The sequence below is a fragment of the Pseudarthrobacter sp. AL07 genome (assembly GCF_029960665.1).
GTDB lineage: Bacteria > Actinomycetota > Actinomycetes > Actinomycetales > Micrococcaceae > Arthrobacter.
Genome location: NZ_JASBRB010000059.1, coordinates 1 through 3,138 on the forward strand (window position 1 = coordinate 1; position 3,138 = coordinate 3,138).

2 protein-coding genes and 1 pseudogene are annotated in these 3,138 nt (G+C 60.0%); 1 reads left to right on the plus strand and 2 read right to left on the minus strand.

Annotated features, from left to right (window positions below):
- Positions 1 to 702: 702 nt before the first annotated feature.
- Positions 703 to 1,026: a hypothetical protein gene (locus QK290_RS18290; protein WP_282332085.1), complete on the minus strand. Its 324-nt coding sequence runs from the start codon at positions 1,024 to 1,026 to the stop codon at positions 703 to 705.
- A gap of 107 nt (positions 1,027 to 1,133) precedes the next feature.
- Positions 1,134 to 1,928 carry an amidase domain-containing protein gene (locus QK290_RS18295; RefSeq protein WP_282332087.1) on the minus strand — a complete coding sequence of 265 codons (795 nt, stop codon included), beginning with the start codon at positions 1,926 to 1,928 and terminating at the stop codon, positions 1,134 to 1,136.
- Between the two features lie 73 nt (positions 1,929 to 2,001).
- On the opposite strand from QK290_RS18295, the pseudogene QK290_RS18300 reads away from it, so the two are divergent.
- Positions 2,002 to 3,138, plus strand: a pseudogene (locus tag QK290_RS18300) (Tn3 family transposase); the annotation flags it as partial.

Here is a 3,138-nt window from a genome sequence, read left to right on the forward strand (position 1 = left end):
CAGCGGCCTGTACTGCTGTCGGCGCGTTTTCTGGAGCTGTTTTCTTCTTGCTGTTCTCCGAGGCCGAGCCATGAGGGGATCGACGAAACGGCCGCTGAATAGCCAGCCGGGCGTTCCGCGGGCGAGAAGCCTGCTGGACAGGTTCATCACACGAGCAACGGCGTGCTCGCAGTCCAAGCCCTCTACGCATGGACATTGTCGGATGAGACGTCTACACGGCCAAGGACTTCGTCAAAGCTGGACCACCTGCCAACTACCGGGTGCAGACGAAAGTCTCATCCGACGGAAGATCATATAATTCTGGCGAGCAACAATCGCGGATGGGTTCTTGGAACCGCGGCCGGCATCACCGACGATGAAATTCGATCTTTGGTATTATTCGGGACCCCCTGCACCCTTCAATAGCCTCGCGATGCTCCCGAAACTTGGTGCAAGGCCATCGAATCCCCACCCGACTGGTCGTCCTGACCAAGCTCTGGAAACGCAATCGCACGTTCCCCACAGTCTTCCCGCCGGACGCCTGCAATGATCAGGCATTTGGCCGCGGCAGTTTCATGACACGGGTTTTCATAATGCCAACAAGGTCCGGGAATCAGACCCGCCAGCAAAGTCTGGTTGTTGAGGGAAATCTGCGAACTGCCTTGGTTCGGGCAGGGATGGAGAGGCCTGTATCGGCCACTCCATCCCTGCTACAGAACCTGCTTATGGTGCGGCGGTCGGGGACACGGGGGGGCCTGCTGCCCCTAGAACCAGCTGCCATTTGGACTCGTGCCAGTCGAGCTCAAAGGCGAGGTCATCCCCTTGGTCGTCGCTGGCTGTGACGATGTAGTTATCGGGTGCCCCGTGGTGCTCGTTGAATTGGATCTCGTAACCGCTGGTATCAAGCGTGCCGGCTTCGGCAATGAGGGCATCCGCGGCTGCTTCTCGGTCCTGCATGTCAACGAGGGCGAGATCCAACAGTTTCTTCTGGTCACCGTTTTTTGCAGCTTCAATGACAGTTTCAGCTGTTGAATCGCGTTGTCCCATGTCTGGGTCGAAAGTCCTGTCGCAGCCACTAAGCACCAAGCCCAGCACGGCGGAGGATACAACAAAGAAAGTTCGTCCCAGATTACGCATGGTCTTCACTCTATCCCTTACGTGCGGAGGCCGTACCAAGTGGCGTATGGGAATGAGGAGTAGAGGTTCCAGATACTTCTATTGAGGGTATCCGTGGTGTGATAGCTGACTCGGATGTCGCGCGTACCCGCGCTCCAGGGGGAGTATGTGACGATCATGGAATGGTCCACGTCAGGGGTTCCTTCGGGCCAATGGACTTGCAGCACGTCCGCCGGACCCAGGTCATTGAGGTAGCTCAGGTAGCTCACCCTACCTTGGCCGACAGCGAAGTTGTGGAAGTTTTGAGAGCCCACCCAGGAGTAGGTTTGGTTGGCAAAGGTGTACCACCAGCTGCTGTCATATTGGTACCAGCCTCCTTGGTCTGCCCATCCGCCTGCTTTCAGGGACTGAGAGACGAAGTTCTGGCAGTCATTTCCAAACTGTCGGTAGGCGCCGTTGCGGCCTAGCGCCCAATTGGTCGCGTAGTTGACCATCGCGGTGTAGTTGTAACCTGCCGCTAGGGTGACATCTTCGCCGGCTTTCTTCGGGCCGGTTCCGGGTTTCGTTTCGGGAACATGGGCGCTGGGTGCTACCGCTTTCGCCGCAGTTGCTACCTTGCCTGGTCCAAGGATGAGGGCGCCCTTGGAACCAGGTGCAGGGGCCAACTGTTCGGCGCTGACCACGGTTGAGGGTGGGACTGCGCCGGTCTCTTTGGGTTTGATCGAGTCGATTGTCCAGCCCGTTTCGGTCTTCGTGAACTCGACAATCTGCTCGTACCTGTAGCTCTCCGGAGGGCCGCCGGTTGTGTAAGTCAGTTCGGTCCGTTCGGCCACTTCTGCTGTTGCCCGCGTTCCCTCGACTTTGAAACTTTCAGATTCAAAGATCGAAGAGACTGCGGAGTAACCCTCCAAGGACAGGCAGCTTCTTCTAACCGCCATCCTGGCGGACGGGATCAACCTGGGATTGACGAAGATGGCCGAGTCCTGCACCGGCGTCACCTACGCCCAGCTGGACCGCCACCAGGCCTCCTACATCCGTGATGAAACCTACAGCGCCGCCCTGGCGGAGCTGGTGAACACCCAGCATGGTCACCCCTTTGCCGTGCATTGGGGGGACGGGACCACCTCGTCTTCGGACGGGCAGCGCTTCCGTGCCGGCAGCAAAGCCGAATCCACCGGGCACGTGAACCCCAAATACGGTGCCGAACCCGGCCGGCTGATCTACACTCACGTCTCGGACCAGTACTCGCCCTTCCACAGCAAACTCGTCAACGTCGGCGACCGCGACGCGACCTACGTCCTGGACGGGCTGCTCTATCACGAGTCCGAATTGCAAATCCAGGAACACTACACCGACACGGCCGGATTCACCGACCACCTCTTCGCCCTCATGAACCTGCTCGGCTACAGGTTCGCACCACGGATCCGCAACATCGGTGACACCCGCCTCTACACACCCACCAACGCATCGGGGCTCCCGTCCCTGGCGCCGTTGATCGGCGGCACCATCAACACCAAAACGATCGCCACGCACTGGGATGAAATCCTCCGGCTGGCCGCGTCAATCAAAACCGGCGCCGTGACGGCATCCCTGATGATGCGCAAGCTCGGCGCCTACCCCCGCCAGAACGGGCTCGCCCTCGCGCTGCGCGAACTGGGAAGAATGGAACGGACCCTCTTCCTGCTGGACTGGCTCCAAGACCCCGGTCTCCGCCGGAAAGTTACCGCCGGCCTGAACAAGGGCGAGGCCCGGAACACCCTCGCCCGGGCCGTGTTTTTCAACCGGCTCGGCGAAATCCGCGACCGTTCCTTCGAGCAGCAGCGCTACCGCGCCAGCGGGCTGAACCTTCTCACCGCAGCCATCGTGCTCTGGAACACGGTCTACATTGACCGCACCGTCGCCACCCTGACCAGCAACGGCGGTGACATCGACCCGGACCTCCTGCGGTTCCTCTCACCGCTGGGCTGGGAACACATCAACCTCACCGGCGACTACACCTGGCCGCGCGCCAACCACATCAAACCGGGCAAATACAGGCCACTA

What these genes read in the sequence shown, in the direction of transcription:
- QK290_RS18290 (WP_282332085.1), bottom strand. Translation starts at nt 1,026, where the DNA reads ATGGGACAACGCGATTCAACAGCTGAAACTGTCATTGAAGCTGCAAAA.